Genomic DNA, 24,969 nt, shown 5'->3' with positions numbered 1-24,969 from the left:
TCCCATTCACTTGGGGCGGCCGTTTTGTTTTGGGCAATCTCCACAGCGATGACTGACGAGATGCCCTTGGCGATGACCAAACCCGCGCCTAAAACCTGCTAAGTCGTTCTGACAATGCAGCTTTGCGAAAAGGTCTGACTTTTCGGGCGTGACGCAAACCGGCTTTGAGGATTAGTATGATCATTCAAATTCCAAGGCCCGGAGAGCGCACATGACCCTATCTATCGGCGTGGTTGCCCATGACCGTCGCAAACGTGAAATGGCCGACTGGCTGGCAAAGCATCAGGCAAGCTTTGCCAATACCCGCATCTTTGCCACGGGCACCACGGGTCGGGTGCTTCAGGAACGATTTCCGGCGTTTGATATCCATCCGTTAAAAAGCGGACCGTTTGGCGGTGACCAGCAGCTTGGCTCCATGATTGCCCATGGCGAATTGCAGGCCATGTTCTTCTTTACCGATCCGATGACACCGCATCCCCATGATGTTGATGTGCGCGCCCTGATCCGTCTGGCCAATCTTTATGAAGTGCCAATTGCGTGCAATCAAAGCACGGCCGACCTTTTGATCAGCAATCCGAAGTTCGAGGAAATCTGCGAACAATATCGCGATCATTCCCCCGAACAGGTCTTTGCCGATTACAGCAACCGCAAGGTTTAAGTCCCAAATCTAAAGACCGCCAAACTGCCGGAGCGCCCCGTCCGTCATGGAACTCGCCTATGAACTGATCGCTGCGATCTTTCCGATTTTTGCCGCTATTCTGGTGGGGGCAGCACTTAAGCGTTACCTGATCAAGGGGGCCGACATCTGGGCCGGGATTGACCGACTTACCTATTATTTGCTGCTGCCGTCCCTTTTGATCGTCGAGATTTATCGCGCCGATTTCTCAAGCGGCGAAGCCGGTACCGCCGTGGGCATTACCCTTGCCGCGACTTTGGGGCTATCGGGGGTATTGTTGCTGCTGCGCCCCATCATCACACGTGACACGCCGCTTTTCACATCCATCTTTCAGGGATCGGTTCGCTATAACAGCTACGTCCTGTTGGCGGTTGCAGATGCGCTTTACGGGGCAGAGGGACTGGCACTTGCCATCGTTTTTGTTGCGGTGATGGTAATTGCCACCAACATGCTGGGTGTTGTGGTTCTAAGCGCGTTTAGTGGTGGCAAAAGCAGCCTTACCCGGATCATCAACGGCATCGTCAAAAACCCGATCATCATCGCAGCAGGTGCAGGTGCGGTGCTGAATGTGAGTAACATTCACGTTCCGCTTCCAATCGAAAATACCGCTGCCCTTTTCAAGACAGCCGCCCTACCACTCAGCCTGCTTTCGGTTGGCGCAGGCCTTCGTTTTGTCATGGATAAAAAGGCGCTCGGTGCGATTGCCTTTGCCACCACGATCAAGCTTGCGGTCCTGCCCGTCATCACGGGCGTGTGCCTGTATCTGGCCGGGATTGACGGCATGGTGCTGGCGATGGGGGTTTTCTATGCCGGAATGCCGTGTGCAGGGAACGCCTATATCCTCGCGCGCCAGCTGAATGGCGATCCTGAAGCGATGGCATCCATCATCACGCTTGAGACGTTACTCTCCGCCTTCAGCGTCGCTGTCATCGCCGGTATATTGAGCGTCAATTGAGCTTGCGTGGGCGGCATAGTCGCCCTCATAGCCGCATGCTTCCAACCCTGCACGCATCAATTCGGGCGGCGGTGCATCGACCACCACCGGATCACGATCGGCATGGAACGGAATAATGATCTGGCGTGACAGAAGCATCAGGGTCGGCGGGGCGCCAAAGATCGGCTCTGCGTCACCGCGACCATAGAACGGGTCGCCAATCACCGGATGACCAACATGATCCAGATGCACGCGCAGCTGATGGGTGCGCCCGGTATGTGGCACCAGTGCCAGCCAGGTGATGTCCTGACCATCCGCGTCTTTGCCGCGTCCCAGAACCGTGTATTCAGTTTTGGACGGCTGCCCGTCTTCATGGACGAGCATGCGCCAGCCACTTTCATCATTGGTCTTGCCAATCGGCGCATCGATGAAGCCATGGTCATCTTCCATCGCACCACGCACCACCGCCCAATAGGTCTTGCCGATTTGCTTTTCGGTAAAGAGACGGGTGATTTTCTTGGACGATTTCGGATGACGGCACAGAAGCAAACAGCCAGCCGTATCCCGATCGAGGCGATGAGCCAGTGTAGGTTCAGGCTGAATGCCAAATTTCAAATCCGGCAAATAGGCATCGACATGGAAATAGGTTTTCGGCCCGCCATGTGACGCCAGTCCCGGCGGCTTGTTCAGCACAATGACGTTGGAGTCACGGTGCAATACATGCGCGATAAGGTCTTCTGCAATCGGATGGGTCATTTGGCACGGCCTTTCATTAAGGGTCAGGACTTATTAATTTGGTTCGAATGGTCGCTCAGATTTGTGCGGATACGCGAAGCGAAGCCGCAGGAAGATACTTATCTTTCAAGGTTTTGCGACAAAGTAGCCCGTGCAAATCTGAGCGACCCGAAGGACAGAGCTTATATTTGCGAACTCCCGCGTCAAACCCCTTGCCCGGGATGCCAACCCGCTCGGCGGGATTTTTCTTGGATTTCACAAATATAAGCTCTGCCATTCAAATCAAATTAATAGGTCCTGACCCTAAGCCCCTGCTTTACCCCACCACGGCCCACACGGCAATCATCAACACGATTCCGTCCCTTTTGATCCGTCACGTTGTGCGGTGCGTAACAAGAACAGAACATCACTTGTTCAACCGTTTTAACGCCACATGGGTATCTTCAATGATGATACTTCGCATGCCTTCTCCCCCCAAATCCCTTTGCACGCTTGTTGCCATTGGCATCGCGGCAATTTTTCCGATGCATGCTGCCAATGCCAGCACCGACAATGTGATCGAAAACGCAGCCCTGTCGACCGCGTTTGATGGCCCTGATACCTGTCAGGGGTTTGATCCGATCAAACGATATGGCAACGAAATCCTCTTTCAAATTCGGCGCAATGATGCGCCGGTCGGCCGCCATAGCGTGACGTTCAATCAGGGGCGCGACGGGCTTCAGGTCATCGCCCAAAGCAATATCGATATCAGCTTTCTGGGATTTAACGCCTATAGCTTTACCTATCGGTCCGAAAGCCTGTGGCAGGGTAACGAAATGGCCGCCCTTTCGGTGGCGGTCGATGATGACGGTGAACGCACCATCGTTGGTGCAACCCGCGAAAACGGGAATCTTGTCGTGACGGGCCCTGATGGCATCCAGACAGTTCCGGCCAATATCTTCCCGACCGATCATTGGCATTGTGGTGTTTTGGGAAGCACTTCGGTGCTCAACACCATCACCGGCAAGCCAAACAACGTGGATATAACCGCCAAGCCAAGCGAAATGCTGCGCACAACAAACGGCACATTGCGGGCAACCGAATTTTCCTATGATGGGGAGCTTAAAACAAATGCCTGGTACGATCACGAAGGTCGCTGGGTTGGTCTTCAGTTTGAAGCACGTGATGGATCAACCATCACCTATCGCTGCATGAACTGTGCGACCAAAACCGCGCAACAGGCCCAGCCATGAAAAAGCAGTTTAAAACCATCTGGATTGTAGGGGCTTCTGCGGGAATTGGTGCTGCTTTGGCAGAAAAATTCCACAAAAACCCGACATCAGACGATCAAAACGTCATCATATCCGCCCGCAATGCCGATAAATTGGCTGATTTGGCGGCTGATATGCCAGGAACCACACCGATACCGGTCGACATCACCGATCCAAACGCGGTCAAGACGGCCTTGAACACCATTGAAAGCCATTTTGGCCTACCTGATCTGGTGGTTCTGGCCGCCGGGATCTATTCGCCAATGAAGGTGGGTGGGTTTTCGGTTGAAACCATCCGAAGCCATGTGGATACCAACTATATGGGCATCGTGAATTGTCTGGAGCCGCTTCTGGGCAAGATGCGGGCGCGTAAATCGGGCGAGATCGCGGTTGTCGCATCGGTTGCCGGATATCGCGGATTGCCCAATGCAGCAGCCTATGGCCCGACAAAGGCAGCGCTTATCAATCTTTGCGAGACGCTTTATACCGAGCTTACCGGAAGCGGGGTTTTGCTGCGCGTGATCAATCCGGGCTTTGTAAAAACCCGGCTGACCGACAAAAACGATTTCGCCATGCCCTACTTGCTGTCGCCCGATGAAGCAGCAGACTTCATGTATCGCAGTCTTTGTGGCAATAATGATTTCGAAATCGCGTTTCCACCGCCCTTTGTCCGGCAACTGAAATTCGCGCGTATTCTGCCCTATCCGCTGTTCTTTAAGCTGATGCGCAAATTGGTGAAGGCATGAACGAAATCATCGACAGACAACGCCATCTTCTTGCGGCCTATGCCGCGTATTTCGAGAATCTGGCACCCGATAATGTTGATCAGCTATCAAACCTGGTCACGGATGATTTCACGTTCCAGGACCCGTTCACCACGCTTCAAGGCCCGCGTGATGTGATTGCCTATCTGGCAAAGGCGTTTACGGATGCAGAAAATCCCCGCTTTGTGGTGACCCATCGCGCGCTTGATGGCGCTATGGGTTTTCTGCGCTGGCGGTTTAGCGCAAAGGTCCCCGTCATCGGTGATTGGGAAATCACCGGCATGTCCGAGGTGACATTTAATGCCAAAGGAAGCCTGCTGGCATCCCATATTGATCATTGGGATGCCGGGCAGAACTTCTATGCAAAGCTTCCGATCCTTGGCTGGATCATTCGGCGGCTTGCGCGACGTGTTGCGGCTTTCTGAAAAACAGCGTCACTTCGCCGATTTCAAATCCCCACTTCTTGACCCGCGCACGATTGACCAGCACCCCGTCGGGCTGCAGGAACATCCAGTCATTGAAGCTGACCCGCCAGGTGCCGTCACCCACCTTGAGGTCCATGTCATAGGCCCAGTTCAGCGCATTACCATACTGGCTGCCCACGGCACTGCCAATGATGTCATCGGCCTTGCCTTCATAACTGTGCGGGCCGGTCTTTGTGATGACCCAAACGCGGCGATCTGTTTCGCCGTCGTCATAGACAAAGTCTTCTTCAAGGGTCAGAACGCCGTCCTCGATCGACCCTGTGATATCCACTGTGAACTGGCGGCGAAGTTTGCCAAACCGGTCCTCGAAAATCCCCCAAGCCCGGCTGTTGCCTTCGAAGTAATCAAATACATCGAAGACGGGTTCCTTTTGCGCAAAATCCTGCGGTTTCATCGACCCACATCCGGTTAGTACCATCATTAGACACAACGCCATGACGTTCCGCAGCATCAATTTGCTCCTGCTTTCTATCCCCAAGATCAAACGGTGCGGCGTAACAGGCGCCGACGAATGGCAACCTGATGCACGGCGTCCAATGGAAACCGCCACATCATCCCGATTGCTCCTGCTTTCAATACGATGGGGATGACGGCATAGATCAAAACCAGCACGATCAGCGCCCCGGTTTTTTCACCGCCATCATCAGTCAATCCAAACGCGCCTAAAACCGGCAAGGCAATCCCGGCCGCCAATGCCATGGCAAGCTTGTTGGTCATGTTCCAAAGCGCAAATAACAGGGCCGTTCTGCGCGCGCCAAACCGATAACGATCCCAATCATCGACATCAGCCTGAATGGCCGGTGGAAGTGCTAGATCAGCCCCCAATGCCGCACCGGTGACAAGACAGATAATCCCGAACGCCAAAGCATCGCCTGCCCCCAAGAACGGGACAAAGGCAAAGGCGACAATTGCCATGATCATGGCAAGGCACCAAACCCGGTGCTTGCCCAAACGGCTGGCCATCACAACCCAAAGCGGGATCGCCAGAATCGCCGCAGAGAAATAGGCAAGGATCAGGATATTTTCGACGTCCTGATCAAGTTCAAGGTAATAGCGCACAAAAAGGGGAAAACAGACCGCAGGCAAACCGGCCGCCAATCCATTGATCATCCAAGCACATAGCAAACGCACGAAAAGCCGGTTATCGCGAAGGCTTCGTATGCCAAGCCGTAAGGCCACCGAAGGATTGCCGATTTTACCAGAAGGCTTTGATAGCCGAGCTGGTGCCATTGCCTTTTGCTGCGCCACAGGATCAACCACCTGCCAGATCATCAGGGCGATGAATACCGCCCCCAGCACAAGGGTCACCAGGGCAAGCGTTTCAATTTCTGCTGCGCGATCGGGGGCGTTGATCAGAACCGGTATACCGCCAGCCAATACAATGCCGATCAATCCGGCCCCTTCGCGAAGGGCGGTCAGCAATGTGCGTTCCCGGTAATCACCCGAAAGATCTGCGCCCCAGGCAAGATAAGGCACCTGAAACATTGTCCAGCCAAGGAACAGGACACTGGCCCAGATCAGAAGATACATCGCATCTGGCTGGTCTGGCGGGGTAAACAAATACCAAAGCCCGACGCCGGCAATGATCGCGCCGATCCCGACCCAGATTTTGCGATTACCTGATCGATCCGACAACCACCCGATCAACGGATCGGTTGCCATATCGATCATGCGCACCAGCAGCAATATCGCGCCCGTAATCGCAAGCCCCAACCCAAGGTCATCACCATAATAACTTGGCAACAGCACATAGGCAGGGATGGTCGGCACGGCGGCCGCCATCGCGGGAAGAGCATAGAATATTGCGGTATTTCGGGATGGTTCAGGCGGTCTCATGGGACGGATGTTCTATGACGAACAAACCAACATCGATCGAGCCGCGGTCAAATCCGGTCTCGCAATAGGCAAGGTAATATTCCCACATCCGCTTAAAGCGCAGATCAAAGCCCTGCTTGGCAATATCGTCCCAGCTATGCTGGAAACGGCGCTGCCATTCGGCCAGTGTGCGGGCATAGGATTTGCCAAAGAATTCGGAATGTTGCAGATAAAGCCCCGCGTTGGTTACAGCCCCGGCCAAGGCCGTCGGGGATGGCAACATACCGCCCGGGAAAATGTAACGCTGAATGAAGTCAGCACCTTTGCGATAGGTATCAAAACGATCGTCATCAATGGTGATGATCTGAAGGACCGCCTTGCCGCCGGGTTTCAGGCAACGGCGGATCATCTCGAAATAGGTTGGCCAATGTTCTTCGCCAACCGCTTCGAACATCTCGATCGAGACGATCTTGTCAAACTGCCCTTCCTGATGGCGATAGTCGCGCAGAACAATCTCGGTGCGGTCATTCAGACCCTGCATCAGAAGTCTGCGATGGGCATAGGCATGCTGTTCATGTGACAAGGTAAGACCCGTGACGTTGCAGCGATGCTTGCCCGCAGCAAGTTCGGCAAACCCGCCCCAGCCACAGCCGACCTCAAGAACGCGTTCGCCGGTTTGCAGGTTAGCGAGTTCACAGATGCGGTCATATTTTGCGGCCTGTGATGCTTCAAGCGACATGTCATTTCGGCGGTAATAGCCCGACGAATAGGTCATGCTTGGGTCAAGCCAGGCGGTATAGAATTCGTTGCCCAGATCATAGTGATAGGCAATATTGCGCTTTGATCCTTCGACCGTATTGGCATTGCGAAGGTGACCAATGCGCGCAATCGTGCGCGACAGGAACCCACCGGCCAGACGGGCACGGACAATCGTTTCGTTGAGCATAGCCACCTGCATGAGGTGCGTCAGATCCGGGCTGCTCCAGCTGCCATCCATATAGGCTTCGGCAAAGGCGACATCGCCGCCCGTGGCGAGTTTACGGATTGCCTGCCAGCTATGAATATGGATTGCGGCACGAAGTTCGGTTTCTTTTTCACCGGTGAAATGCAGGGTATCGCCATCGGGCAGCACAATTGTCAGGCGACCATAATGCAGATGAGATAACACACGGCGCAGCATCGCTTTTAGAATGCTGCGATTGCCGGTCACGCTCCCCAGCACGGGTATGATGCGATCACGAAGCGGGATGGCTAATCCTGAAGCTGTACGATTGCGGTCTGGCATTGTTGTTATCTCTTTCCTGCTTGGGCCGCTGCAGTCCCGGTTTCCAGCACATAGGTAACCGCATGTTGCGGCGGTGCCGGTCGTTTATGGAATGTCATTCCCTTGCGCCACAGATGAAGCGCTTCCCAGTGGATGCCCGCTACGACCTTTAGGGTCATAAGCGGGTAGCGAATGAACGCTCCTATTAGTTTACGATCTGAAAGGGCGGTTCGATCACCAACAAAGGCTGCATTTAAAAACATGCCTTTGGCGTCGGTTTCGCGAATGGTCACCGCAACATTTTCGCCGGGCATCCGAATACGGAAATGATAGTCGGCCACCATGTCGATAAAGGGCGAGACGTAAAAACCCTTGGCACAGGATTGGCGTAAAACGCCCTTTTGATCGATGCCGTCTTCGCCGACCGGGATTAGATAGCTGTGCCGATCCCCAAAGGTGTTTGAGACTTCATAAAGGACAGCGCCCACTGATCCATCAGCGCGATGGCAGAAATAAACCGATAGTGGATTGAACACGAAGCCCAGCAAGCGCGGATAGCAAAGCAACTGAATTTTGTGCGCAGAATTTCGCAAGCCATGGTCGGCCAAAATCGTCTCAAGACGGCTGCGCAGGTCCTTTGTCCCACCATCAGCATGGTCACGATCATGGAAAGAAAAAAGATTAAAACGATTGCGGCTAAACAACCGAAGTCTGGAAGCCAGATCGTCGATTTCATCAAGATCAAGCAGGAAGGAAAACACCCGATAGCGCAGCTTGTGCTTTTTCGGGCGCAACCGATGATGGGTCACAACCCCTTCATACAGCGCCGATGCCCAATGGGCCTTATCGTGCTGCTCGGTCATGCCGCCTCGCTTGATTGGCGCTTAGATGGCGCTGGCAAATGAATACGACCGCTTTCATTTTTAACATTCCAAGGGCGGCGAACATTACCCAATGCCTCGGCCACGGCCAGACCCGATTGAATACCGTCTTCGTGGAAGCCATAGCCAAAGTAGCTGCCGCAATACCAGATATTATCAACACCCTGAATGGACCAAAGGTTCTTTTGCGCCGCCATTGCGCCCGCATCAAACAAGGGGTGATCGTAAAGGAACGAACGGATCACGCTGCCATCCTTGGGATGGCGCGGCGGGTTCAGCGTTACGAACAGCGGATTACTATTATCGAGATGCTGCAAACGGTTCATCCAATAGGTCACGCAGACCTTTTGTTCACCATCCTGTTCTTCAGCAAGGTAGTTCCAGCTTGACCAGACCTTTTTGTTTTTGGGCATCAGGCTGTCGTCATTATGCAGGATCGCCAGATTGCGCTCATACTTAAACGCGGAGAGCAGTTCGTGAACTTTGGGATCAGGCGTTTCCTGAAGTGCCAGCGCCTGATCGCCGTGGCAGGCCAGAACAACGTGATCAAATTCATCACGTTTGCCATAGCGGTCTTCGATAAAGGCACCACCATTTGCGCTGCGACCGACCTTGGCAATTGCACGGTCGAGAACCACACCGCCCGAGATACCCGCAGTCATACGTTTTACATATTCACGCGATCCGCCAACGACTGTTCGCCATTGCGGGCGATCCTTGATCTGCAACAGACCATGGTTCTGGCAAAACCGGACAAACGCCGCCAGCGGATAAGCCATCATGGTATCGACCGGCGTCGACCAGATCGCAGCCCCCATCGGCAGCAGATGATCATTGATAAAGGATTTCGAGTAGCGCTTTTCGCGCAAATAATCGCCAAGGCTGACATGCTCGGCAGTGCCGTCTTCAAGGGCAAGTGGCGCTTCGCGATAGAAACGCAGAATGTCGCGCACCATCATCAAAAATCGCGGGCGGACGATGTTGCGTTTCTGGGCAAAAAGTGCGGCCAGGTCACTGCCACCATATTCCAGACCGCCTTCATCTATCGATGCGGCAAAGGACATATCCGTTGCAGTGGTTTTGACATCCAGATGATCAAACAGCGCACACAGATTTGGGTAACAGCGCGTGTTATAAACAATAAAGCCGGTATCAACCGGCGTGTTACCTGCGTGTACTGTGTTGGAATGGCCGCCCGGACGGTCGTCCTTTTCAAACAGCGTCACATTATGGGCCTGGCTGAGCAACCAGGCAGCCGACAGGCCCGATATACCGGAACCGACGACAGCGATATTGAGTTTGCCCGATGTGACAATGTTCATATGGGTTCGGCCTGCTTGCAGTTATGAATTCAGAACTACATATGAGTACGCATGACACCAACATGCGGATCACAGGATAATAATTGCCCGTCATCATTGTAAGTGGTTGGCAGAAAACGTACAATTTTATTTGATCCAAATGAAAACGGCCGCCGTAAGATTTGCATGATGAACACGATCTTGGCGCGGCCCCAAAGGGGACCTGAAACCAGAATGAGCGGCACCAAAGCACGACGCCCCGGACCAGCTGATCCGGCCGAGGCGAAAAGATGTGCCGATTGGATCGTTTCCGTTGCGTCGACACGCGACCGGGAAGCGTTTGCGCAGTTGTTTGCGCATTTCGCACCACGCGTGAAGGCCTACATGTTCCGTTTTGGTGGCAACTCCGAAACTGCCGAAGAACTGTCACAGGAAGCAATGATGCAGGTATGGCGCAAAGCACACCTGTTTGATCCATCGAAGGCAGCGGCGAGTACGTGGATATTTACCATTGCCAGGAACCTGCGTATCGATCGGTTCCGGCAGCGCAAACATATCGAGGTTGATGATTCCGACCCGACTTTGATTATCGACGAAGATCCGCTCGCAGATGAGGTTGTAAATCGCGATCAGGAAGCCGTCCTTGTCAAAGAGGCGATGAAGGAATTGCCAGCCGATCAGAAGGTGGTCGTAGAATTGTCGTTTTTTGAAGATTGCTCACACAGTGAAATTGCCGAGCGTCTTGATATCCCGCTGGGGACTGTGAAGTCCCGATTGCGACTTGCTCTTGGCAAGTTGCGTGGCGGACTGGAAGGTGTCGCATGAACATTAAACATCATCCAACCGATCAGACACTGATGGATTACGCCAGTGGATCGCTGTCCCAAGCGATGGAGCTTCTGGTGGCAACACACATGACCGTGTGCCCGCATTGCCGCGGTAAGGTAACAGAGTTTGAAACCATGGGCGGTGCCGCGCTTGAAACCAGCGACAGCATGGCAATGGGTGATCATTCGCTTGATCATGTAATGGCGATGCTTGAACGTGATACGGCAAACGAAAACATCGTCACCCACGAATTGCCAAGTTTACGCAGGGTTGCCGTGGGAGAAAGCATTTCGGGCAGCACCATGAATGCGCTGCCCCGTCCGTTGGCAGACCTTCTGCCCGATGGTGTCAATTCGCTTGAAGATATTCCGTGGAAGTCGCTTGCACCAGGTGTGAAGCATTTCCAGCTGAAATCAATCGAAAGCAAGGGCACCGTGCGCCTGATGAAGATCGCACCGGGTGTCTCTATCCCCGATCATGGTCACCATGGTCATGAGATGACGCTTTTGATCAAGGGATCCTATATCGATGAAATCGGTCGGTTCCGTGCCGGCGATGTCGCCGATCTTGATGATGATGTCGATCATCAACCGATTGCCGACACGGCCGAGGAATGCATCTGTCTGATCGCCACCGATGCGCCGATGAAGTTCAATCGTCTGTTGCCGAAATTGCTGCAGCCATTCTTTGGCATCTAGGACGAAAACAGTTACCACTGCGTCCCAACGCAGAAAGCCCCGCTGATGTCAGATCAGCGGGGCTTTTTCTTATTCGGCCTTGACCAGCCAGCGGATGGAATGGTTGGCCGGACCGGGCAATTTGCAGGTTTTGGCAAGCCAGTTTCCGATCTCGTCAATCTGCTGATCGAATTGCCAAGGCGGGTTCACAACCAAAAGGCCAGTGCCACGCATGCGTCCCTTTGATCCGCCCTGATCGGTAGCAAGTTCGGCACAAAGAACCCCGCCTGATGCTGTGATCGCGCCAAATGATTTGCGCAGTTCCGCATCAAAGCCGTCTTCAAGGATCGGGTACCACAACATGAATGTTCCGGTCGGCCATTTCGCCCAAGCATTCTGCACAGCGTTGGCGGCCTTTTGGTAATCCTGTTTGACGTCGTAACTTGGATCCATCAGCACCAGACCACGGCGAATGGCGGGTGGCATCATGCCAACCAGACCTTCATAGCCATCACGCTTATGCAGATGAATGCGCCCATCGCGCTTTACCCGATGATGCAGGGTTTCATGTTCACGCGGATGAAGTTCCATCAGGACAAGTTCATCATCCTCGCGCAGCATTTCGCGCACAATAAATGGCGAACCCGGATAAAACGGACCGCGATACTCATCGTCTTCACGCACGCCGTAATCGCGGGCTTTGGCGACGGGATCGAACCCCGCGACGTGATCAAGATAGTCGCCCAGCATTTCCGGTGCATTCGCACCCTTCTTTGCCAAGGCGTATCCGTCTTTCCATTCGCCGGTTTTCGCGGCCTGTTCACTGCCAAGGTCATACCAGCCTGATCCGGCATGGGTATCAATCACGCAGAACGGTTTCTTCTTTTTGCGAAGATGGGTCAGGACCAGCCAAAGGGCCGCATGCTTATGCATGTCGGCAAAGTTCCCGGCATGAAAGCCGTGCAAATAACTCAGCATGTCGGCTTATCCTTTCTTCGGTCGCGCTTGGGGGCTCGATTTGGCGCGCGATTGAGATCGCGAATTTGGACGCGATCCGGCGCGGGACGGCTTCGCACCACCACGCTTGAATTTGTCTATACCCTGTTTGTTGCCGGACCGGTTGCCCGTTCCACCGTCACTCTGGCCCGTATCATTCTGGCTGCGCTGTCGCGCGGATTTATAGCCGCCCTTTTTGGCAGGGCGCTTGGCGGGCTTTGTTTCATCACCGGCATCGCCAGCAGGCAATTCATCCCGCCTTGGTGGCTTGGCCGACCCCGGTGATAACCGGCGATGGGTCGCAGGGGGTGCTTCGACTTCGATCACCTTCCATTCGCCCGGTGCCAGACCATCAAGCGTCCAGTCACCAATTGCATGACGGATCAAACGGAGTGTCGGGAAACCAACAGCGGCCGTCATGCGGCGCACCTGTCGATTGCGACCTTCGGTAATCGATAGCTCGATCCAGCTTGTCAGGATATTGGCGCGATAGCGCACCGGCGGATCGCGTTCCCACAACCCTTCGGGTTCGGCAATGCGGCGTACCTTGGCAGGCAAAGTCATACCGTCTTTAAGCTCTACACCATTACGCAAAGCTTCAAGTGCCTCGTCAGTCGGTTCGCCGTCGACCTGCACCAGATATGTTTTGGGTTTCTTGTATTTCGGATGGGCAATTTGGGCATTCAGCGGACCATGATCGGTCAGAAGCAACAGGCCTTCGCTGTCGCGATCCAACCGCCCAGCCGCATAGACGCCGGGCAGATCAATATAGTCAGCCAAAGTCGCCCGGCCGTTTTCACGGTCGGTGAACTGGGTCAGAACGCCATACGGCTTGTTAAACAGGATCAATTGCGCCATGGCGCGCATAAAACCAGCTTTGGCGACGCTGTCAACAAATCGGTCGCAACAGCATTAATCGCGGATGAGATATTCCATGGTTGTCACAACGCGGACTGTCTTGTTGATCTGGTTGGCTTCGGTCATGTTCGGTGCGCCGTCTGCTGCTAAAATCTGAAACAGTCCCTGTGTCGCACGGCGGATACCGCCAAGCTGACCACCGGAGTCCATAGCAAATTGCTGGGCCGCTTCACGGGCATTGGCCGTGGCTGCGGCAATCATTTCCGGTTTGATGTCATTCAACCCCGTGAACAGATAACTCGGACCGGGATTGTAACCCTGCCCGCCCAGAACAATGCCGCCCTGAAGAAGCTTGCCGATATCCTGGGATGCGCCAACCACCGCATCGACATCATCTGATCGGACCTGAATGGTTTGATTGACGATATATCGGCTTTCAATCGGGCCGGAACGATAAGATTGTGCCAGTTGATCGGTTACCTGAAGATTTTGAAGTTCGGTGTTTTCCCGCTTGATCCCGTGACTGGCAAGGAAGGCAAACAGGGTTTCTGTATCGGCTTCGATCTTGGCCTGCGCATTTTGCAGCACATCATCGGTCGCAACATAAGTAATCGGCCAGACCGCCTTGTCGGCCTTCACATCACGTTCTGCCAATCCCTTGACCGTCACATAACGATCCAGCGATCGCATATTTTCAATGCCGGTTCCGACCAGCCAGCCCGATGCGGCCAAGCCACCGGCAACAACGATTGCTGCAACAACTTTTGCAAATCCTGATGATTGCGCCATGGCTTACGGGTCCTTTGCCTGCATCGGGGTGATGTCATTTGATCGCAAAACGCGTATCTTTAAGTTCATTATATCGGCAGTAAAAGCGGCGATTACGAGGCAGGGTTTGATTTCATTTGATCCTGTTTCAGTCAGGTGAAATCAATATAATTGAATGCATTCAAAAACAGTCGCTTTCAAATGCCCGCCATGTTAAAAGCCTGCCAACCCATCAGGGTCAGAACGCACTGACCCAGCCAGATAAACGTCACAAGAGGTCATCCATGCTGCGTTCTGAAATCAATGCCTGTATCGAGCATGCCAAGGAACTTTACGCATCCATCGCATTCAAACTGCCGGAATGGGCGCATTACAGCCCTGAACAATGGGATCAGGAACCAGATCTGGCGAAATGGTGCCGTGGCCATCAGATGGGCTGGGACGTGACCGATTATGGCGAAGGCAATTTTGACAAACGCGGCCTAATCCTGTTTTGCCTGCGCAATGGCATCCTGCGTCAGCCGGGCGAAGTACCCTATGCCGAAAAGATCATGATCGTTGGCGAAAATCAGGAATGCCCGTGGCATTACCACAAGGTCAAAATGGAAGACATCATCGTGCGGGGTGGCGGCAATCTTGTGATTGAGCTGTGCAACCTGACCGAAGATGGCCAGATGGACCGCGTCAATGACGTGCGTGTTCGCACCGATGGCAAGCTCAACATCCTGCCTGCTGGCGGCAAGGTTGTTCTTGAGCCGGGTCAGAGCGTAACCCTGCCGCGTACCCTTATTCACCGTTTCTATGGCGAAGAGGGCAAAGGCCCGGTAATTGTCGGCGAAGTATCCCAGGTTAATGACGACCTGACCGATAACTATTTCTTTGATTGCGATGCGCGTTTCACCCAGATCGAAGAAGACGTCGCACCGATCCATCCGCTTTGGAATGAACTGCCAACTGAATAAGCGCAGTCCCGTTCAAAAAACAAAAGCCCCGCAGCGAATGTTGCGGGGCTTTTTCGTTGTGGGCTGCAAATCACTCTGCTGGTGGCAAGTCCTTGCGTTCGCCAAGAATGTCGGTGAATTCCGGAAGATCGCGGAGCGGTTCGAACTCTTCCTCGTTCCAGGCCGGTTGACGCATGGATTCCGAAAGGTTGACTGCCCGTTGCAAATCAGCAAGGGCTGCTTCCTTGAAGCCAAGCCCGGCATTGGCACAGGCGCGCTGGTAATAGCCATTGGCATTTTCCGGTGCCTCAGCCAGCAATCTGTTACACAGGCTAAGCGCCCAGTCGCGATCGCCAAGCTGCAAAGCTGCATCCGCCTTATAGGCCATGACTTCCGGATCGCCCGGGGCCAGTTCAAGGATCTTGTCATAGGTTTCGATCTTTGAGCGCGGATTGCTGAGCTGATTGGCCTGAAGCCATAACGCATGGATCGTCTGGGTGCGTTCGATTTCGTGCTGATGTTCGTTGATCAGTTTTGATTTCAGAAGAAGCTCATTCTCAAGCGAGGTCAGACGACCTTCGAATTCCTGGGACAGGCGCTGCAACTCGGTATTGGCAAGGTTGCGCACGCTTGATTTCAGCTCACGCAGGGACTGCCACCCCAACATGGTCAGAAGCGCACCAACAGCCGCGACGAAATAGAAGAAATAAGTGACCGTGTTCGACGAATAGGAAATCGCCTTGTCGATGGCTTCAAGCTGACGGTTGACCACTTCACGCAGCAATTCAGCGCGCATGCCCTGCATTTCGGTGCGCAAGCTTTTGAGCTCATCCAGCACATAGCGCTCCATCAGCGGCGGCATATTTGTGCGCTCTTCGGCTGAGAGTGTGCGAAAATCAATCACGTCGGGTGCGTTGGTCGTGCTATCTGTGATTTGCTCGGCAACAGTTGGCGTTGAGCTACCGTCATTTTGTTGTGCAGATGCCCCATCCCCAATCAGAAGCATCCCCGCCATCATTGTGACAACTGCCAATATCCCCAGCTGCTTTGGCATATTCGAGCCTTTCTTGTTTCGCCTGAACCGTTTCCCTGTGCATCGAACCTATCGGACAAGCTTGAACAAACCAATAAAATTACAACCACTGGATTCTGTACGAAGACCATCGAAATCTGATACACATCAAGGACGGAATGAACGCATAGCGTTACCCGTATCGCCAGCAGCAGGCATGAATTACCCTTTCAGGTCGCAGACATGGACAAGCAAGACGAATACCGGCAACAGTCCCGACGACTGTCGCGGCATACACTGGCTTTGATTGATGAGCTGGGCGTTTGCGCGAGTCCGATCAACTATGCGGTCTTCTATGCCTATCTTGAAATGTCCAATGACGGGCTGGTTCTGGCGATTGATATTTTGCGCAGCAACAAGCGCGCCTTTGATGACCTGCAATGCCATGAGCTATATCTGCGCTACCTTGATCCGACGCGTGACCAGATCTCCGCAGGCATTGCAAATCCGCACATGGAAGCAAAAGCCGACAAAGGTTTGCAAGATCAATCCAGCGACGAAGTGTCGAAGCTGCGCGATGATCTTGAGAAGCTCAAACGCGAAGCTCTGACTGACGGGTTAACCGGCATCGCCAACCGCAAGGCATTTGACGAGAAATTGCGTGATGCGGCCATGGCAACCATGGAAAGCGGTCAGGATCTTAGCGTCCTTCTGATTGATGCCGACTTCTTCAAACAGATTAATGACCTTTATGGCCACCAGGCCGGGGATCAGGTCATCCGCGTGCTGGCGCAAACCTTGCAGCAAAACGTCAAAGGCCGCGATACGACGGCAAGATATGGCGGCGAAGAATTTGCGATCATCCTGCCGACAACCAAACTTGATGATGCCATTCACGTTGCGGAAAACATTCGGCAGTCTGTCGAAGGGCTATATGTCGTCAGCGAGAACCGTGGCGAGGATATCGGCAAAATCACAGTGTCAATCGGGGTCGCAAGCTTCCAGATGGGCGAGCCACTGTCACGCCTGCTCGAGCGTGCAGATCAGGCGCTCTATCTTGCCAAAACCAGTGGCCGAAATCAGGTGATGAGCGAAGATGACCTGTATGCCGGCGCGACAAACATTGCTGCACGCGCCTGATAAAACAGAACACCCCAAGGCGGTTAAAAGCGTATGTTTACAGAAAGTTCGGTGCCTTTTTAAATAAACTCCAGATACGCCTTTCTAAACATGACCCTTTATAAATCAGCCTGTTACGCCTGATCGGCGCTTTGAAATCCGGGGTTCAAAAATTTCGCAAATCTTGAATTTCCCGCTGACCTACATCAACTCCAAATTCCACCTAAATGTTTAGGATCCGCCCAGATTTTCGTCGACGGCAATCGCGTTCTCAGGTGCATAATGAGTGAATATGGTCACGAACATAGCAGGGCTAAAGAATACACAGATGCCGCATTCAGCCTGATGGCAGAGTTGGGCGTTGTGTCCCATCCTGACAACTTCCAGATCTTCTTTACCTATGCTGCTGGCACCAATAGCGAGCTTTGTCAGATGATTGACATCCTGCGCAGCAATCATCGCGAATTCGATGAATTGCAGTGTGAGGAAATCCATACCCGCTTTTTCCACGACACCCGTGAAAGCGAGATTATCGAGCGCATCTCGACCGATCTGCGTACGCAGTTGGGCAATATCCTTGAAACCGTGCAAAAGGTCGGCGTTGATACCCAGCAATATAGCAAGGCGCTGGATCACTTCTGCACCTATGTCGGCGATAAGGATCGCGATCTTTCCAATCTTGAACAGGCGCTGCATACCCTTTTGGGGGCGACCCGCGAGATGGAGGGTGTGAACAAGGTTCTTGAAAACAGGCTTCACAGCAGTTCGTCGGAAATATCGAAGCTGCGCGAGGATATGGAAAACCTCAAACGCGAAGCCATGACCGATGGCCTGACCGGCATTGCCAACCGCAAGGCATTTGATGCCAAACTGCGCGATGGCGTGATGATGACGATGGAAGAAGGCGACCCGCTTTGCCTGCTGTTACTTGATATCGACCACTTCAAGAAATTCAACGACACTCATGGCCATCAGGTCGGGGATCAGGTCATTCGTCTGATGGCTGAATCGCTTAAGCGCAACGTCAAGGGCAAGGACACCGCAGCACGTTACGGTGGCGAAGAATTTGCCATCATCCTTCCCAGCACGTCGCTTGACCGTGCCACGCTATTTGCTGATCAACTTCGCCGCTATATCGAAAGCCGCCGTGTCGTCAGCCGCAATGGCCACACGACAGTTGGCAAGGTGACCGTATCGATCGGTGCTGCGGAATTCCGTCCGGGCGAGCCGGTGGCAAAATTGGTCGAACGCGCCGATCAGGCCCTTTATTTCGCCAAGGCAAATGGCCGCAATCAGGTCGCCAACGAATTGCAGGTCGCCTGATCCAGACAAATCAACGCCCAATCCCGTCGTGTGACCGTGACTGCAATGCAGCTATTTCCCTGCTGACGCTGACAAGGCCGGTTTTTCCACGTATAAGCGGTCGCGTAGTGAACTCTGACGGATTTAACGGGCTTGAAAAAGATTGATGTCCTTGTGATCGGTGCCGGCGCTGCCGGACTGATGTGCGCGATAGAAGCAGGTAAACGCGGGCGTTCCGTGGTGGTGGTTGATCATTCGACCAAACCGGCGGAAAAAATCCGTATTTCTGGCGGCGGACGCTGCAACTTCACCAACATCCATACCAGCCCGGAAAACTTCATCTCGCAGAACAAGCGCTTCTGCGTTTCTGCCCTGAAACGCTATACGCAGCATGACTTCCTTGATCTTGTGAACAGCTACAACATTGCCTGGCACGAAAAGACTTTGGGCCAGCTGTTTTGCGATGAATCGTCTTTCCAGATCATCGATATGCTGCTTGATGAATGTGATGCGGCTGACGTCACCATCAAACTCAATACCGAGGTTTCAGGCATCGTTAAACGCGAAGATGGCGGCTTTGACATCACCACGCGTACCGGCGCGCAGTGGACCTGCCAGTCGCTGGTGGTTGCGTGCGGCGGATTGTCGATCCCGAAAATTGGTGCTACCGGCTTTGGCTATCAGATCGCGCGCCAGTTTGGCATCAATGTCATCCCGACCAAGGCCGCACTCGTCCCGCTAACATTTGATCCGGACCTGCGCGAGCAGATGGGTCAACTGTCGGGCATTTCAGTCGATGCCGTGGTTCAATGCAACAAGAAGCAGTTCCGCGAAGGGTTGCTGTTTACCCATCGTGGTCTTTCGGGCCCGTCGATCCTGCAAATCTCGTCCTATTGGGATGAAGGGGATAGCATCGCGGTCAATTTGAACCCCGAAGAAGACGCGTTTGAGCTTTTGAAAACGGCCAAGGGTGAAAACCCGAAGCAGGCGGTTCACAATGTCTTGTCGCGCATCCTTCCCAACCGGTTGGCGCAACTGATTACTGCCCGCCACGGCCTTGAACGCCCGATTGGCGAAACCGGGGACAAGGCCCTTCGCAAACTTGCGATGGATGTCAATCAATGGACTGTCATGCCAAGTGGCACAGAAGGCTATCGCACGGCCGAGGTGACTGTGGGCGGTGTTGATACCAACGCACTTTCATCAAAAACCATGGAAGCGCGCGATGTGCCGGGGCTTTATTTCATCGGCGAAGTTGTTGATGTCACCGGCCATCTGGGCGGTTTTAACTTCCAGTGGGCATGGTCGTCTGGCTGGTCTGCCGGACAGGTTGTTTAGGCACTTACCCCCTACAAATTCCCGCTACGGGAACAACAACGTGATCCATTCGTTTATTGAATAAGCGCGGCTTTTAAAGCTGCTGCAACAATCACGAGGTTGGAACATGCTTGAATATGGTGGAATTGTCGGTCTGTTGATCCTGATTGCCGATGTTTGGGCCATCGTCAATGTTATGGGCAGTGGGGCAAGCACCGGATCAAAAGTGCTTTGGACCGTTCTTATTCTTGTCCTGCCGGTTCTGGGTCTGATCATCTGGTTCTTTGCCGGACCGCGCAGCGGACGTGTATCCGCATAACGCGCACACGTAATCGCACAACCAAAAGGCCGACAGTTTTCTGTCGGCCTTTTGTGCATCAAATTCCCGCAGCAAAAATCGCAAACCCACCTGCGACAGCAAGCCCGATCCGCACCCATACGGGCTTTGGTGAAATCAGCCCGAAGGATATCGCAGTCAAGCCAAGCGCGACCTTGAGCCCGGCGGCAATCGCCCAAATCGGATCAGCACCAAGATTGATCAAGGACCCATTGGCAACCATCGCAAGCGGAACGATGTAAAGCCCGACACCAAGTGCCATCGCGGTCCCGGCAACCTTAAGCCAGTTTTCTTCAACCATGCCTGCGGCGATAAACACTGCCCCGCAAACCGGTGGCGTGATGGTCGAAAGCAACGCAAACCAGAACACGAACAAATGCGCCTGCAGCGGATCAAGGCCAAGCTCGATCAAAGCCGGCCCCGCGACCGATACGCAGATGACATAAGCCGCCGTCGTCGGGACTTCCATGCCAAGGATCAAACAGGCAAGGGCGGTCAGCAACAAGGCAGGCCAAAGCATCCCGCCAGACCCCGATAGCAGAAGCGATGTGATCTTGACCCCAAGTCCGGTCAGGCCCAGCACGCCAATGACAATGGATGCGCACAAAATGATCGATCCGATCATCGCCACCTGCCGCCCGGCATTGAGACACACATCGATCATGCGATCCTTTGCCCGAACAACACTAAAACTCAGATTACCGTCAAGAAACAGCAATGCCGCGCCAGCAATCAGCGCCAGACATGCTGCATATTGCGGGGTGTATCCCCCACCAAACATGCCCCAAAGCAGGATGGTGAAGGGCACCAAAAAGAAGCCGGACGTGATGATAACCGCACGCATGGACGGGCGGTCTTCTTCGGGGACACCGGGCAGGTTATAGCGCTGGGCATAGGCATTGATGCCAACCCAGACGGCCAGGAAATAGAGGATCGCGGGCAAAATGGCGGCAACCATAATGTCGACATAAGGCCGACCGGTCAGCTCCACCATGACAAAGGCCCCTGCCCCCATCAAAGGCGGCATGATCTGACCGCCAGATGACGCAACCGCTTCAACTGCGGCCGCAAGCCGCTTGGGATAGCCAAGGCGCGTCATCGCAGGCAGCGTAATCGCCCCGGTCGATGCAACATTGGCCGATGCCGATCCGGAAATGGAGCCAAACAGTGCCGATGAAATCACTGAAACTTTTGCTGCACCGCCCTTAAGCCGACCTGCTGCCGCACCGGCAACATTCATGAAGCCTTGGCCTGCTTCGCCGCCATTGAGCACAGCACCAAAGATCACAAAGATCGCAACGATGCTGACCGAAACACCGGTCAGGCTACCCCACAGGCCACCTTCGGCGATGGTTAGCGTCCCCAACATACTTTCGACCGGAAGGCCCGCATGGCCAAATTCACCCGGAACATATTCGCCGTAAAACGCATAAAGAAGTGCAGTTGCAGCCACCATTGGCAATGGCCAACCGATTGCGCGGCGCGCCATTTCCAGAACAACAATCAGTAAGGATATGGCAATCGCGATCTGGGTATTCCCCATCAGGAAGCCGTACTGATCACCCAGTTCTGAATGGTTCAGCACGATCCAGCCACAGCCAATCAAACCAATGATTGTCAGGATCACGCCCGAAATTTGCTGCGGTCTGGTTTTCGCAACAAAGATCAGGGCCCATGGGAGCGCAAGCGCCATGTGGATCGGACGGCTGACAAGATTGGGAACGAGGCCTGAGAAAATCAGCCACAGGTGAAATGCAATCGAAACTGCACCAAGGGTAATCCAGAAGGGGCGAGATATGGCCGACATGTCTGTTCAGTTTGTTGAATAAAGAATGGCCCGGCAAAGCTGCCGGGCCTGAGATGTGTTTGATCTGCGATTAGCGCTGATCGTCGCGAACCGGGAAACCGGCTTCGGCGTAATAGCGCAGCGCACCCGGATGGATTTTGCCGGTGATATTGGCAAGCATCTCCGGTGCAACACCGTTCCACCAGCTTGAGCTTTCACCAAGCTTTGCCTTCTGTTCCCAATAGGTTTTGGTCAGGGCATAGGCGGTGTCTTCATCCATCTGGGTGGTGGTGAAGGCAACAACCGTCAGTGACGAGGTCACGATATCAGCATCCTGACCGCTATAGGTACCAGCCGGAATGACGGTTTTGTCACGCTTGGTCAGTGCAAGCTGTTCATCAGACAGCGACAGCACCGTCACATCAGAACCGGCAGCTGCTTCGATCACGTTTGGTGCCGGCCAGGAACCAGCGGTCACGAAACCATCAATCTGACCGTTTTTAAGGGCTGCAACCGCGTTGGAAAGTTCGGCATCAGCCAGATCAACCTTGCCTTCAAGACCAAACAGCTTGAGGTATTTTTCGCCTTCGTTCGCGCCAAAGGACCCCTTACCCAGAAGCACGGTTTTGCCTTCAAGACCGGCAAAGTCGGTAACACCGGAATCTGCACGCATGACAAAATGCATGGTCAGTGACGGGATCGGGAACAGGGCACGGACCGGCTCAAACTTTTCAGCCGGACGATCCTTGAACGGACCTTTGGCCTGTTGTGCAAGTCCAACCAGACCGGGCGGAGAGGTAAACACGTAATTGCCCGGGCGCACCATGGCTTCCATGACGTTCTGAACCGAACCCTGGCTTTCTTCAACGGTGACAATCACATCACCATTGGTGCCGGTCTTCATGGCTTCGGCAAGTTGGGCAGCCATCTGATAATAGGATGATGCCGCCTTGGCCGATTTCAGGGTCACACGGGTTTCCGCCTGTGCGGCAGTGGCCACGGACAGGGCAACAACACCGGCGGCAATGACGCCAAGAGTACGTAAAATTTTCAAGGTTTCCTCCCCTTGTATGGTGGTCCGCCGGTCGGCTTGGATGCCGAGTTTGAAGGCGAACAGGTTCGCTGGTAGCGATCATACGCAAAAACCGATCCTGTTTCAGGATGGTTTTGGCAAAAAGAACCAATTTCCACGTCATAGAAAGCATCAATGACGCCAAGGTCAAGAAGCTTGTGTGGTTGATCAGCAGCGCAACAACCCTGCAGCAAACCCCGGTTGCTCGGTTTTCACATGCCAGTTGCGCAAAACCGGCACTATTGCCAAACCGGTTTCGCGATTAAAGGGATCGATAAATTTCGACAGGAACTTCTTGTGCTGATCGGCGTTTAGGCCAAAATGCAGTCTTATCCTTTTGCCTCAATGGCTTGTAAGGATTGACAGGTTCCAGACCATTGCCGCAGGGTGATCCTGCATTCACAAAATTCAAACGAGGAAGCCATGCCGCGTTCGCCGGTTGCTCTTATTATTGCATTATCCGCGACGCTGTTTGCCGCATTTGCGCTAAACAGTGGCGCGTCACTGCAATCATCACTGCTGGCGTTGCGTTCCTCGTCTGAGGGATTTGCACCGATCTATACCGGTATCATCATGGCGTCCTACTATATCGGTTTTGTCGCCGGTATCATCTGGGGTGCCAGCCTTGTGAACCGGGTCGGCCATATTCGGACGTTTGCCGCACTGGCATCAACGGCATCTGCCATCACGCTTTTGCACGCGGTTCTTGTTGATCCGATTACCTGGTCGCTGTTTCGTATTTTGACGGGTCTTTGCGTATCTGGTCTGTATCTGGTGATTGAAAGCTGGCTGAATGCGCAGGCTGATAACACCTCGCGCGGCAGTACCATTGCAATCTATATGACCGTTTCGCTGGGCGGTCTTGCGATTGGTCAGCTGTTGCTGAACGTATCACCGATCAGCAGCTTTGAGCTGTTTACGGTGGCGTCTGTGCTGCTGTCACTCTCGCTTGTGCCGCTGTCGCTGACGCGTCAGCCACCGCCCGCAGCGGTCAGTGGCGAACGCATGACGTTCCGTCGCCTTTATAAAATCTCCCCGCTTGGTTTTGTTGCGGCATCAGGTGCCGGTGTATTGTCAGGTGCTGTTTATGGTGTTGGTCCGGTCTTTGCGGCCGACCTTGGCCTGCCGACAACTGATGTTGCCTATTTCATGTTCTTTGTCATTCTGGGCGGCATGATCATGCAGTTCCCGATTGGCAAAATCTCGGACGTTGTGCCGCGCCAATATGTGATGATTGTCGTGCTGCTTGGTTTGGCGGTTTGTGGCTTGATGCCGCTTGCGGCACCTGAACTTGTGCGTGAGAACCTGACCGTCTGGGGCGGTATTACCGGCGTCTTTATCATGCCGATCTATGGGTTGGCTGTTGCCTATGTAAACGACTATCTCGAACCCGAAGATATCGTTCCGGCATCGGGTGGACTGTTGATCATTTATGGTGCGTCGGCGGCATCCGGTCCGCTTCTGGGATCAAGTGCCGTTGGGCAGTTCGGCCCCTGGGCGCTTCCGGTTCTGTTTGCGATTATCGGTATTGCCGTTGCAGCCTTTGCCTTCTATCGCGCAGGTCTTGGTCGTCGTATCTCGATCGAAGAACAGGGTCAGTTCGTTGCCGTTCCGCGTACCACGCCAATGGCATTTGAATTGTCCCCGATTACCGATGATGTTCCAGCAGACGAACAGGCCGCAGATGTGGCTTCCGACTCTGGACCCGATATCGAAGAAATTGCCGAGATGATGACACCAGATGGTACTGCCCATCCCGATGACATTGGGCAGGTTCAGCTTGATGACACCCGCGATGATCAGGCGTCAGAGGACAAGACAAAGACCGATATACCCAGCAAACGCTAGGAA

The 24,969-nt window shown here is 53.8% G+C and carries 25 protein-coding genes; 13 read left to right on the top strand and 12 right to left on the bottom strand.

From position 1 onward, the window contains the following. The first annotated feature begins 211 nt into the window (after positions 1-211). The gene (locus tag ACMZ66_RS19010) at positions 212-658 is read left to right on the top strand and encodes a methylglyoxal synthase (RefSeq protein WP_416939630.1); all 447 of its coding nucleotides are present in this window, start codon (positions 212-214) and stop codon (positions 656-658) included. 46 nt (positions 659-704) lie between these two features. Then, the gene (locus tag ACMZ66_RS19005) at positions 705-1,631 is read left to right on the top strand and encodes an AEC family transporter (protein WP_416939628.1); all 927 of its coding nucleotides are present in this window, start codon (positions 705-707) and stop codon (positions 1,629-1,631) included. Here ACMZ66_RS19005 and ACMZ66_RS19000 read toward each other — a convergent pair. Further along, positions 1,578-2,366 carry an RluA family pseudouridine synthase gene (locus tag ACMZ66_RS19000; RefSeq protein WP_416939626.1) on the bottom strand — a complete coding sequence of 263 codons (789 nt, stop codon included), beginning with the start codon at positions 2,364-2,366 and terminating at the stop codon, positions 1,578-1,580. The two genes, ACMZ66_RS19005 and ACMZ66_RS19000, sit on opposite strands and share 54 nt — an antisense overlap. Positions 2,367-2,806: 440 nt before the next feature. On the opposite strand from ACMZ66_RS19000, the gene ACMZ66_RS18995 reads away from it, so the two are divergent. Genes ACMZ66_RS18995 through ACMZ66_RS18985 form a run of 3 tightly spaced genes read left to right on the top strand, consistent with a single transcriptional unit; the run spans position 2,807 to position 4,784 of the window. Continuing rightward, positions 2,807-3,577 (top strand): DUF6134 family protein, encoded by a 771-nt coding sequence (locus ACMZ66_RS18995; protein ID WP_416939624.1) that lies wholly within the window; start codon positions 2,807-2,809, stop codon positions 3,575-3,577. After that, the gene (locus tag ACMZ66_RS18990; RefSeq protein WP_416939622.1) at positions 3,574-4,341 is read left to right on the top strand and encodes an SDR family NAD(P)-dependent oxidoreductase; all 768 of its coding nucleotides are present in this window, start codon (positions 3,574-3,576) and stop codon (positions 4,339-4,341) included. Before ACMZ66_RS18995 ends, ACMZ66_RS18990 begins: the two co-directional genes overlap by 4 nt. Next, the gene (locus tag ACMZ66_RS18985) at positions 4,338-4,784 is read left to right on the top strand and encodes a nuclear transport factor 2 family protein (protein ID WP_416939620.1); all 447 of its coding nucleotides are present in this window, start codon (positions 4,338-4,340) and stop codon (positions 4,782-4,784) included. The genes ACMZ66_RS18990 and ACMZ66_RS18985 overlap by 4 nt, the downstream gene beginning before the upstream one ends. Here ACMZ66_RS18985 and ACMZ66_RS18980 read toward each other — a convergent pair. From ACMZ66_RS18980 to ACMZ66_RS18960, 5 genes are all read right to left on the bottom strand, one after another. Then, positions 4,747-5,238, bottom strand: a complete 492-nt coding sequence (locus ACMZ66_RS18980; RefSeq protein WP_416939618.1) for a DUF3833 domain-containing protein — start codon at positions 5,236-5,238, stop codon at positions 4,747-4,749. The genes ACMZ66_RS18985 and ACMZ66_RS18980 overlap by 38 nt on opposite strands. An 86-nt stretch (positions 5,239-5,324) precedes the next feature. Continuing rightward, positions 5,325-6,680 carry an MFS transporter gene (locus ACMZ66_RS18975; RefSeq protein ID WP_416939616.1) on the bottom strand — a complete coding sequence of 452 codons (1,356 nt, stop codon included), beginning with the start codon at positions 6,678-6,680 and terminating at the stop codon, positions 5,325-5,327. Next, positions 6,667-7,944 (bottom strand): class I SAM-dependent methyltransferase, encoded by a 1,278-nt coding sequence (locus tag ACMZ66_RS18970; protein WP_416939614.1) that lies wholly within the window; start codon positions 7,942-7,944, stop codon positions 6,667-6,669. Before ACMZ66_RS18970 ends, ACMZ66_RS18975 begins: the two co-directional genes overlap by 14 nt. Before the next feature lie 5 nt (positions 7,945-7,949). Continuing rightward, complete coding sequence (locus tag ACMZ66_RS18965; RefSeq protein WP_416939612.1) at positions 7,950-8,786, bottom strand: DUF1365 domain-containing protein; 837 nt, start codon at positions 8,784-8,786, stop codon at positions 7,950-7,952. After that, positions 8,783-10,126, bottom strand: a complete 1,344-nt coding sequence (locus ACMZ66_RS18960; RefSeq protein WP_416939610.1) for an NAD(P)/FAD-dependent oxidoreductase — start codon at positions 10,124-10,126, stop codon at positions 8,783-8,785. The genes ACMZ66_RS18965 and ACMZ66_RS18960 overlap by 4 nt, the downstream gene beginning before the upstream one ends. Positions 10,127-10,339: 213 nt before the next feature. Between ACMZ66_RS18960 and ACMZ66_RS18955 the strand changes: the two genes are divergently transcribed. Next, positions 10,340-10,930, top strand: coding sequence for a sigma-70 family RNA polymerase sigma factor (locus ACMZ66_RS18955; RefSeq protein ID WP_416939608.1), 591 nt, complete (start codon positions 10,340-10,342; stop codon positions 10,928-10,930). Beyond that, the gene (locus ACMZ66_RS18950; RefSeq protein WP_416939606.1) at positions 10,927-11,631 is read left to right on the top strand and encodes a ChrR family anti-sigma-E factor; all 705 of its coding nucleotides are present in this window, start codon (positions 10,927-10,929) and stop codon (positions 11,629-11,631) included. Before ACMZ66_RS18955 ends, ACMZ66_RS18950 begins: the two co-directional genes overlap by 4 nt. A 69-nt stretch (positions 11,632-11,700) precedes the next feature. On the opposite strand, the gene ACMZ66_RS18945 is transcribed toward ACMZ66_RS18950, so the two are convergent. From ACMZ66_RS18945 to ACMZ66_RS18935, 3 genes are read right to left on the bottom strand one after another with little or no spacing between them, the layout of a single operon-like run. Then, entirely contained in the window at positions 11,701-12,588 is an 888-nt protein-coding gene (locus ACMZ66_RS18945; protein WP_416939605.1) for a 23S rRNA (adenine(2030)-N(6))-methyltransferase RlmJ, read from the bottom strand. Between the two features lie 6 nt (positions 12,589-12,594). Beyond that, positions 12,595-13,464, bottom strand: coding sequence for a pseudouridine synthase (locus tag ACMZ66_RS18940; RefSeq protein ID WP_416939603.1), 870 nt, complete (start codon positions 13,462-13,464; stop codon positions 12,595-12,597). A 54-nt stretch (positions 13,465-13,518) separates the two neighbouring features. Further along, on the bottom strand, positions 13,519-14,253 hold the full coding sequence (locus ACMZ66_RS18935) for an SIMPL domain-containing protein (RefSeq protein ID WP_416939601.1): 735 nt from the start codon (positions 14,251-14,253) through the stop codon (positions 13,519-13,521). A gap of 263 nt (positions 14,254-14,516) precedes the next feature. On the opposite strand from ACMZ66_RS18935, the gene ACMZ66_RS18930 reads away from it, so the two are divergent. Further along, positions 14,517-15,194 carry a D-lyxose/D-mannose family sugar isomerase gene (locus ACMZ66_RS18930; protein WP_416939599.1) on the top strand — a complete coding sequence of 226 codons (678 nt, stop codon included), beginning with the start codon at positions 14,517-14,519 and terminating at the stop codon, positions 15,192-15,194. A gap of 70 nt (positions 15,195-15,264) precedes the next feature. On the opposite strand, the gene ACMZ66_RS18925 is transcribed toward ACMZ66_RS18930, so the two are convergent. After that, entirely contained in the window at positions 15,265-16,227 is a 963-nt protein-coding gene (locus ACMZ66_RS18925; RefSeq protein ID WP_416939597.1) for a TPR end-of-group domain-containing protein, read from the bottom strand. A 201-nt stretch (positions 16,228-16,428) separates the two neighbouring features. On the opposite strand from ACMZ66_RS18925, the gene ACMZ66_RS18920 reads away from it, so the two are divergent. From ACMZ66_RS18920 to ACMZ66_RS18905, 4 genes are all read left to right on the top strand, one after another. Then, positions 16,429-17,325: a GGDEF domain-containing protein gene (locus ACMZ66_RS18920; protein ID WP_416939596.1), complete on the top strand. Its 897-nt coding sequence runs from the start codon at positions 16,429-16,431 to the stop codon at positions 17,323-17,325. Between the two features lie 261 nt (positions 17,326-17,586). After that, a complete protein-coding gene (locus ACMZ66_RS18915) occupies positions 17,587-18,627 on the top strand; it encodes a GGDEF domain-containing protein (RefSeq protein ID WP_416939594.1) in 1,041 nt (346 codons plus the stop codon). Positions 18,628-18,759: 132 nt separating this feature from the next. Continuing rightward, entirely contained in the window at positions 18,760-19,944 is a 1,185-nt protein-coding gene (locus ACMZ66_RS18910) for an NAD(P)/FAD-dependent oxidoreductase (protein WP_416939592.1), read from the top strand. A gap of 106 nt (positions 19,945-20,050) precedes the next feature. Continuing rightward, positions 20,051-20,242 (top strand): PLD nuclease N-terminal domain-containing protein, encoded by a 192-nt coding sequence (locus ACMZ66_RS18905; protein ID WP_416939590.1) that lies wholly within the window; start codon positions 20,051-20,053, stop codon positions 20,240-20,242. A gap of 58 nt (positions 20,243-20,300) precedes the next feature. On the opposite strand, the gene ACMZ66_RS18900 is transcribed toward ACMZ66_RS18905, so the two are convergent. Together ACMZ66_RS18900 and ACMZ66_RS18895 are read right to left on the bottom strand one after the other, a co-directional pair. Next, positions 20,301-22,067, bottom strand: a complete 1,767-nt coding sequence (locus ACMZ66_RS18900) for a TRAP transporter permease (RefSeq protein WP_416939588.1) — start codon at positions 22,065-22,067, stop codon at positions 20,301-20,303. A 70-nt stretch (positions 22,068-22,137) separates the two neighbouring features. Beyond that, on the bottom strand, positions 22,138-23,100 hold the full coding sequence (locus tag ACMZ66_RS18895) for a TAXI family TRAP transporter solute-binding subunit (protein WP_416939586.1): 963 nt from the start codon (positions 23,098-23,100) through the stop codon (positions 22,138-22,140). 441 nt (positions 23,101-23,541) lie between these two features. Between ACMZ66_RS18895 and ACMZ66_RS18890 the strand changes: the two genes are divergently transcribed. Further along, positions 23,542-24,966 carry an MFS transporter gene (locus ACMZ66_RS18890; protein ID WP_416939584.1) on the top strand — a complete coding sequence of 475 codons (1,425 nt, stop codon included), beginning with the start codon at positions 23,542-23,544 and terminating at the stop codon, positions 24,964-24,966. The last annotated feature ends 3 nt before the right edge of the window (positions 24,967-24,969 follow it).

The organism is Thalassospira sp. (genome assembly GCF_048059015.1).
Classification (GTDB): Bacteria; Pseudomonadota; Alphaproteobacteria; order Rhodospirillales; family Thalassospiraceae; genus Thalassospira.
The sequence above is the reverse complement of the archived record's forward strand: the minus strand, read 5'-3'. Positions and strand labels throughout refer to the sequence as shown.

Excerpts from the sequence above, each read along its gene's own strand:
- ACMZ66_RS19010 (WP_416939630.1), top strand. The coding sequence starts at position 212 with ATGACCCTATCTATCGGCGTGGTTGCCCATGACCGTCGCAAACGTGAA.
- ACMZ66_RS19005 (WP_416939628.1), top strand. The coding sequence starts at position 705 with ATGGAACTCGCCTATGAACTGATCGCTGCGATCTTTCCGATTTTTGCC.
- ACMZ66_RS19000 (WP_416939626.1), bottom strand. The coding sequence starts at position 2,366 with ATGACCCATCCGATTGCAGAAGACCTTATCGCGCATGTATTGCACCGT.
- ACMZ66_RS18995 (WP_416939624.1), top strand. The coding sequence starts at position 2,807 with ATGCCTTCTCCCCCCAAATCCCTTTGCACGCTTGTTGCCATTGGCATC.
- ACMZ66_RS18990 (WP_416939622.1), top strand. The coding sequence starts at position 3,574 with ATGAAAAAGCAGTTTAAAACCATCTGGATTGTAGGGGCTTCTGCGGGA.
- ACMZ66_RS18985 (WP_416939620.1), top strand. The coding sequence starts at position 4,338 with ATGAACGAAATCATCGACAGACAACGCCATCTTCTTGCGGCCTATGCC.
- ACMZ66_RS18980 (WP_416939618.1), bottom strand. The coding sequence starts at position 5,238 with ATGAAACCGCAGGATTTTGCGCAAAAGGAACCCGTCTTCGATGTATTT.
- ACMZ66_RS18975 (WP_416939616.1), bottom strand. The coding sequence starts at position 6,680 with ATGAGACCGCCTGAACCATCCCGAAATACCGCAATATTCTATGCTCTT.
- ACMZ66_RS18970 (WP_416939614.1), bottom strand. The coding sequence starts at position 7,944 with ATGCCAGACCGCAATCGTACAGCTTCAGGATTAGCCATCCCGCTTCGT.
- ACMZ66_RS18965 (WP_416939612.1), bottom strand. The coding sequence starts at position 8,786 with ATGACCGAGCAGCACGATAAGGCCCATTGGGCATCGGCGCTGTATGAA.
- ACMZ66_RS18960 (WP_416939610.1), bottom strand. The coding sequence starts at position 10,126 with ATGAACATTGTCACATCGGGCAAACTCAATATCGCTGTCGTCGGTTCC.
- ACMZ66_RS18955 (WP_416939608.1), top strand. The coding sequence starts at position 10,340 with ATGAGCGGCACCAAAGCACGACGCCCCGGACCAGCTGATCCGGCCGAG.
- ACMZ66_RS18950 (WP_416939606.1), top strand. The coding sequence starts at position 10,927 with ATGAACATTAAACATCATCCAACCGATCAGACACTGATGGATTACGCC.
- ACMZ66_RS18945 (WP_416939605.1), bottom strand. The coding sequence starts at position 12,588 with ATGCTGAGTTATTTGCACGGCTTTCATGCCGGGAACTTTGCCGACATG.
- ACMZ66_RS18940 (WP_416939603.1), bottom strand. The coding sequence starts at position 13,464 with ATGGCGCAATTGATCCTGTTTAACAAGCCGTATGGCGTTCTGACCCAG.
- ACMZ66_RS18935 (WP_416939601.1), bottom strand. The coding sequence starts at position 14,253 with ATGGCGCAATCATCAGGATTTGCAAAAGTTGTTGCAGCAATCGTTGTT.
- ACMZ66_RS18930 (WP_416939599.1), top strand. The coding sequence starts at position 14,517 with ATGCTGCGTTCTGAAATCAATGCCTGTATCGAGCATGCCAAGGAACTT.
- ACMZ66_RS18925 (WP_416939597.1), bottom strand. The coding sequence starts at position 16,227 with ATGCCAAAGCAGCTGGGGATATTGGCAGTTGTCACAATGATGGCGGGG.
- ACMZ66_RS18920 (WP_416939596.1), top strand. The coding sequence starts at position 16,429 with ATGGACAAGCAAGACGAATACCGGCAACAGTCCCGACGACTGTCGCGG.
- ACMZ66_RS18915 (WP_416939594.1), top strand. The coding sequence starts at position 17,587 with ATGAGTGAATATGGTCACGAACATAGCAGGGCTAAAGAATACACAGAT.
- ACMZ66_RS18905 (WP_416939590.1), top strand. The coding sequence starts at position 20,051 with ATGCTTGAATATGGTGGAATTGTCGGTCTGTTGATCCTGATTGCCGAT.
- ACMZ66_RS18900 (WP_416939588.1), bottom strand. The coding sequence starts at position 22,067 with ATGTCGGCCATATCTCGCCCCTTCTGGATTACCCTTGGTGCAGTTTCG.
- ACMZ66_RS18890 (WP_416939584.1), top strand. The coding sequence starts at position 23,542 with ATGCCGCGTTCGCCGGTTGCTCTTATTATTGCATTATCCGCGACGCTG.